This is a genomic window from Catenulispora pinistramenti, from assembly GCF_018274385.1.
Lineage (GTDB): Bacteria > Actinomycetota > Actinomycetes > Streptomycetales > Catenulisporaceae > Catenulispora > Catenulispora pinistramenti.
Window position 1 is genome coordinate 1 of the sequence record NZ_JAAFYZ010000363.1, and the last position, 6,280, is coordinate 6,280.

The 6,280-nt window shown below is 65.3% G+C and carries 7 protein-coding genes; 3 read left to right on the forward strand and 4 right to left on the reverse strand.

All coding sequences use genetic code 11. The features are described 5' to 3' along the window. Positions 1-625: 625 nt before the first annotated feature. The 4 genes from KGQ19_RS46720 to KGQ19_RS46735 all read right to left on the reverse strand — a co-directional run bounded on the left by KGQ19_RS46720 (position 626) and on the right by KGQ19_RS46735 (position 2,551). A complete protein-coding gene (locus KGQ19_RS46720) occupies positions 626-934 on the reverse strand; it encodes a hypothetical protein (protein WP_212021762.1) in 309 nt (102 codons plus the stop codon). Between the two features lie 144 nt (positions 935-1,078). After that, positions 1,079-1,390: a hypothetical protein gene (locus KGQ19_RS46725; protein ID WP_212021764.1), complete on the reverse strand. Its 312-nt coding sequence runs from the start codon at positions 1,388-1,390 to the stop codon at positions 1,079-1,081. Positions 1,391-1,736: 346 nt separating this feature from the next. Continuing rightward, entirely contained in the window at positions 1,737-2,180 is a 444-nt protein-coding gene (locus KGQ19_RS46730; RefSeq protein ID WP_212021766.1) for a hypothetical protein, read from the reverse strand. Further along, complete coding sequence (locus KGQ19_RS46735) at positions 2,177-2,551, reverse strand: hypothetical protein (protein ID WP_212021768.1); 375 nt, start codon at positions 2,549-2,551, stop codon at positions 2,177-2,179. The genes KGQ19_RS46730 and KGQ19_RS46735 overlap by 4 nt, the downstream gene beginning before the upstream one ends. Before the next feature lie 100 nt (positions 2,552-2,651). On the opposite strand from KGQ19_RS46735, the gene KGQ19_RS46740 reads away from it, so the two are divergent. The 3 genes from KGQ19_RS46740 (at position 2,652) to KGQ19_RS46750 (ending at position 5,926) form a co-directional block, all read left to right on the forward strand. Continuing rightward, positions 2,652-3,695, forward strand: a complete 1,044-nt coding sequence (locus KGQ19_RS46740) for a helix-turn-helix domain-containing protein (protein WP_212021770.1) — start codon at positions 2,652-2,654, stop codon at positions 3,693-3,695. 705 nt (positions 3,696-4,400) lie between these two features. Further along, positions 4,401-4,901, forward strand: coding sequence for a SigE family RNA polymerase sigma factor (locus KGQ19_RS46745; protein ID WP_212021772.1), 501 nt, complete (start codon positions 4,401-4,403; stop codon positions 4,899-4,901). Then, complete coding sequence (locus KGQ19_RS46750) at positions 4,898-5,926, forward strand: hypothetical protein (RefSeq protein WP_212021774.1); 1,029 nt, start codon at positions 4,898-4,900, stop codon at positions 5,924-5,926. The genes KGQ19_RS46745 and KGQ19_RS46750 overlap by 4 nt, the downstream gene beginning before the upstream one ends. Positions 5,927-6,280: the final 354 nt, after the last annotated feature.

Consider the following 6,280-nt stretch of genomic DNA (forward strand, 5'->3'; position numbering starts at 1 on the left):
GCGTCAAAGTCCACGTCCGCGGTGCAGCACTTCGCCGACTCAGCCTCCATCCTGACGAGCCGACCTCATCGATCGAACCGCAGACCTGAAGTCTTGCTGTCACGACCAAGTTCGTTGAGCCCCCATGAGCCCACAAAACATGTGCCATCGACGTGGGGGGCGTACGAACAAGCTCCCACCGCAGAATGGAATCCCCACTGACCCCCACCAGCAGCCCAACGTCCGCCAGGCTCAAATCCCGGGCCAGCCGACGCTCCCACAACGGTTCAGTCAGCCGCCTCCGCTCCAAAGACAACCGCGACTCATCGGCCCCCCTTTTCAAAGGCCCGTAAGGCACGCCACCGTTCTCGTCAACGACCACCAAGCGAAGCTTGAGTTTCCCGGCCCACTGAACCAGATTCTCCCAGGCAGGCTCATTCCACCCAGTCTCCCAATCCTTCACCGCTTGTTCACGAACCCCCAAGCTCGCCGATAGACTAACCTGTGAAATCTCCAAACCCCGGCGACTGGATCGCAGCCCACCAATCAACTGAGTGAGATTCCGCTTCGCGGCATCAGGAACTTGACCCGCCATCTTCGCGTGCTGGTTCAACGGCACACCCAAAACTGAGCGCACTCCACCGGCTCAAACACCGCCGCCACCCCCGGCGACACCAGCGCAGGCCTGCTCCACATCAGACGCAGTCGCATCAGCCACGCCAGACACCGCCTTAGGCCACGGCTTGAAAACCGGCAACGCCGCCAAATCCCGCCGCACCCGCCGCGCCAACGCGCCCACCACCACCCACCTCAAGTCGGGGTCCTTCGGATCAGCGAGATGCAACAACCCGTTGTTCCGGTCGAGGTAACCCAACGTCCGACCAGACGACACGTCATTGACATACAGCAAGTTGAGACCGTTCCTCTCCCACACCTGAACCGTCAGCCCCGCCATAGCCGAGCCCCCTCACTACCGACTCGCTGTGCTTGTCTTCTGCTTGAATCCGTACTCACCAGCGGAACCGGCCGGCGGGGCCAAGAACACGCCCCGCCGGCCGAACCCGCCCATGTCGGCTCACCCACCGCCGACCAGCGGTTCTCAAACCACCGCCCACAGCCCGTCAAGGCTCAGCGGTACATACTCATCCGGTCCCAGCTCAGCCCAGAGCTCCGCGTCGTCAGGATCAGCGCCGATCCACGCGATAGCGGTCCCGTCATCGAGCACCGTCCAGACCGGACCGTAAAGCTCCACGGACAGCCGCAAACCCTCAGGCGCGGCCGGGAGTCCGGCCAGATCTTCCAGAACCGACCCCAGCCACCGCGCACGCGCATACGCACGCTTGTAATCCACCTCTGGCCTGCACTCCCAGAAATCCGGGTGCACCGACCAGGAATCGACGACCACGACCAAACACACTCCCCGACTCGGACCGACAGGCCGTGCCGAGGTATCAGAACGCGAATATGTCTCTTCGTCCCGGTACCATCGGCACCGGGTCTGTTGACCCGCCGGACCGCCCCGCCCACCTCCCACGGTTGCAGGGTGGTCCGGCTCGGCATTTCACACGGGACCGGCCGCCCCTTCGCAGACTCCGCGACCGATCCCGTGTCCGACGACGGGAACGAGCCCCGCCACCGCCTTGCAGAACCCGGATACATCCCACGGGGCCAGATCCCACAAGCTCATTCCTCGGCATCCTCCGAGGCGATCGCGCACGCGGGACGGGGCAGGCTGGACGGCCACCGTGCCGGTGTCTTCAGTGCTCATGATCATTTCCACGGTGATACTCCGAAAAGAAGTCCCCGGCCTCCGGATGCAGCCGACGGCCGTACACATCCACCAGGCCCGAGACCCGCTGACGCTGGTATTCCGGATCAGCCCACAGCCCGGTCAGGTCCATGCAGCCGCCCTCCGGTGCCGGACGCGACGCGGCGTCACTACCAAACCCGAAACCCAGTACCGTCTGCCCGGCCACATCCACCAGACGCCACGTGCCATCTCCCACAGGCTCAGCGTCGAACCGGAATCCCCGCACATCGAACGACCGCATGAACTCAGCCACATCCGGTGGAAGATCCGAACGATCCGGCAGCGCATCGGCTGACCGAGCCCGCCGTGTACGTTTTGAACGCCTCCGGCCCATCAGCGAACGCCACCCCGCATAGGACACGCCCGACACCTCGTTCTCCTGCATCGTCACGCACCCACGCCCTCCGCATTGATCACGCGAGCCAGATGGATTCGGGCGTCCATGAAGGCCGTGACAACCGGGTACCCATAAGCCGTATCGACCGTGACCCAGCCATTGACGGACGTACAGCGCATGACAGGACACCAACGGCCATCGATCCCGATAGCGTCGCCGCTGTTGAGCAGCCCCATCGTGGTGTCCTCGCCAGTCAAGACCGTGAAACCCACCGGTTCGGGTCCAGGGTCCTGGGCGAGCTGGGCAAGGACCCGAACCGGGGTCGGACCTTCAACCCCGACCGATCTGTGAGCCTCAAGGACCACATTCGCGCTCGGGTGACCTTCGGCTTGGTTCACCCGCTTCAGCTTTATCTGTTCACTCATCAGTAGCCTCCATGCTTGGACGTTGGCCCCAAGACAGAATCGGCACTGAGAGAGTTGAAAGCGATACGCAGAGCGTATGGCCGTGGCGTATCGTCGAGGTATGGCAAAGTCGGGACCATGGGCAGGCGGCCGACTTCGCGCAGCCTGGGCGTCAGGAGACTGGCGCGGGATCTTTCGCGAGTACCGGCGCGCGACTGGCGTATCTCAACTGACTCTCGGTTCCATGGTTGGGATGCCGCAGTCTCACGTATCCCTGATCGAGAGCGGCAAGCGTAAGGTCACGAGTGCCGAACTCATCGCCCGCATCACCGAGGGGCTTGAAGTGCCGGACGAATTGCGAGGGCTTCCTGAGCGCAGCGAAGCGCTACCGTGGAGTCCTGATCCAGAGCTGAACGAACGAATTGCCCGTGCGCAATCAGTAGGCAAGCTGGACGTCAGGTCAGCAGACTGGATCGCCCACGTTCTTGCAGAACATCGCCGAGCCGAGGACGTGATCGGTGGCAGAGATCTGTGGGTCGTCGTGCGAGCCCAGTTGGACACCGTGACGAAGTTGCTTCCGAACGTCTCTGGCGCCGTTGCCGATCGACTGTTAATCCTTGCTGCCGAGCACGCTCACTGGCTGTCATGGGTTGCAGCAGGGGAGGGACAGCACGGCCCTGCCCTCGCCTGGCTTGACCTCGCCAATGGTTGGGCGATTGACGCCGGATCATCAGACATGGCGTCTTGGGTCGCGCGAGTTCGCTCCTTTTACACGCTCGAACGAGGTGACCCCGTTCGAGCTCTGAGGCTCGCTGAGGTTGCTCAGCAAACCCCCGGCATGTTGTCCCCAGCCGCCGCGTCCATTGCCACCCACGCGGCTTGCCTGGCAGCTGCGGCCGTAGGGGAACGCGATCGTTCTCGCCGGCTCGCTGAAGAATCCTACGATTTCGCCCTACAGGTTCCTGACGCAGACACCCGACCTGGCTGGCTGTACTGGCTGGATCCAGTTAGGGCGAAGCTCCAATACGGTATGGCCTCTTACGCGGTCCGTGACTGGTCCGCCGCTATTGATGCTCTACAACAGGGCGTTAGCGCTCTTGATGGTTACCCTCGTGACCAGGCGTACTACCTGGCGAAACTGGAAGATGCCAGGCAGCGCCTGTAGCTACTTGTCGGTAGCTGGTTCGGCCTTAAGGATCACGATCTCGCCCTGGAACAGCTCACCGTCCGGAGTCCGTAGCGCTTCGCGAATCCTCCTGTGCATTTCGCCGACCGTAGGTCCGTAACCTGGCTCAAGGCCTGTACCGAAGTCGAGGCGAAGCGTGTGGTTCGTAGGGTGGTCAGTATCTGTCCTGTATGTGATGTCCCACTCGGCCATATACCGATCCTAGCGACACGAAGTGTGCGGGTGGCGTGCATCTGTAGCCGCCGCTGCGGTGGCGCCTTCTCCGGACGTCAAGGGCACTTCGTTAGCCCTTGCCCTCCTCCGAAGACACCCCCTCCGCTCTTGAGACGCGTGGTCACCGGAACAGGCCAACAGCTCACGTCCCGCTCGTGGTCGTCTGTGGTCCGGTCCGGGGCGGGCCGAGATTTTACCCACCTCCGTGCACGGGGACCCCACCTGAAGCACTACGAGGGGGCCTGAGAGTGCCACCTGCGGGCAGGTCCACGAACCTGCCCTCTCTGCCGGACCAGCGTAAGGCCCCCTCGCAGCGCTTCAGCCCCGCACACGCAGGACACCGGCCAAAATCTCAGCCCACCCCTCAGCGCGCATCTAACCTCCGACGTCGGGTTCTGACCAGGCCTGATTCACTATTTCGGCTTGTCAGGCCCCTCATTTTTGCTATGATGTCTTTAAGGGCAGTACCTCATGTGCGGCGATTGGCACCAGGCCGAGGATCTGGTGCAGACCGCGCTGCTGCGGCTGTACCGGTCGTGGTCGAAAGTCCAACGCAGCGGCAGCCGTGACGCGTACGTCCGCCAGGTCCTCGTCCGCTGCCTGATCGACGAGCGGCGGCGGAGTTGGCGTCGTGAGCGGCCGTTCGCCGAACTGCCCGAGACCGGCCTGCACATGCGGGACGGGGACGGGATGAACGGCGAGGGCGCGAACGCCGGGTCCGGATTCGAGATCCGGCTCGGACACCGGGACGAGATCTTCGCCGCGCTGGCCAAGCTCCCGCCCCGGCAGCGCGCGACGTTGGTGCTGCGCTACTGGGAGGACATGTCCGTCGAGCAGGCGGCCCACGCGATGGGCTGCACGGTCGGCACCGTGAAGTCCCAGTCCGCGCGGGGTCTGTCCGCGCTGCGCGTGTTGCTCCGACCGATCGCGGAGCCCCCCATCAGTGTGACCGAGAAGGAGTGGGATCGTTGAACGACAACCAGAGCCACCACGACCACGGCGACCGGATCCACGACCTGTTCGCGCAGGTCGCCGACGACCCGGCCCCGCCGCTGGGCTTCACCGCCGAGGCGATCGCCGGCGTCGGACGCCGCGGCGCCCGCACCCGCCGGCTCGCGGCCGTCAGCGGCGCCACGGCCGGGATCGCGGCCGTCGGCATCGCGATCGCCGCACTCCCGGGGGCTGTGGGCTCGGGCCGGGCCGGCGCGTCCCCGGCTTCCGGCGGTCCGCCCGCCTCCTCGTCCGCCTCCTCGTCCGGCTCCTCGTCCGCTCCGTCGGATCCGAAGTGCGTGGCGGACGTGACCAACGCCTTCGCGGACAACCCGGGCGTGGACAACTCCGCGGCCAGGAGTGTGGCGTATCAGGAGTGCCCGGCGCTGCGGGCCATCGACGCGGTCCTCGATCCGGCGGGCACGCACCTGACGGAGCTCGACGGGCGGCAGAAGGCCGTCACCCCCGACATCGCGTGGACCTATATCGGCTACGGGGGCGAGGGGTACAACGCCACCAAGGCCGACATCACCTACAGCAACAAGGGCCAGGCCGCCGCACTGCCCTCGGTCGCCGTCTCCGTCACGTTCTCGCTCCCCGGCGCCCAGGACCCGGCACCGCTGTCCAGTGACATGACGCTGGCCGACCGCGCGCCCGGCGTCGCCCCCGGATCGGCCCCCTGGGTCGAGAAGAGCAGCACGACCCTGAAGGACGGCTCGAAGGTCACCGTCGGCGAGGTGCAGAACGGCGACCGGGTCTCGATGAAGGCCCGGCGGGTCCTGCCCTCCGGCGCGGCGCTGACGATCCTCGCCACGGACTCCTACGACACCGCCTCGGCGACCGAGCAGCCGGGATCGGTGTACGACCCGTTCCCGTTCAGCGTCGAGAAGCTGGTGGAGGCGGCGAGCGTCGAGCAGTTCGTGGCGCCCAGCGCTGTGAGGTCCATTCCGACGGCTCCGGGGATGAACCACCCGAGCGGTGGGCCTTCGAGCTCGGGCGGTCACTGATCGCTCGCGGGTGGGTGGACGGGGTCCCAGGCCCCGGTCCGCGGAGGAATCCCGGAATCGGCAGTGACTCGACTATTGCCGGCATGGGCTGAACGCTGAACAACGCAGTGGCGCTCTCGATACCGAGGGCGCCACTGTCGCGACCGCGTGTTGTGAAGGCCGCTCGTGGGGGAACGGGGCTGGTCTGTGAGCCGGGCTTGCTTGGCCCGTGACCTTATTGCCGTACCTTGTTTTAAAGCGTTTCTGATTTTCAAGGGGGATCCAGGTGCGGATCGGGCGACGGATACTCGTACTCGCGGCGGTCGTCGCCGCGGCGGCCAGTCCGGAGGTGGCGCCTGTCTCTTATACACAACT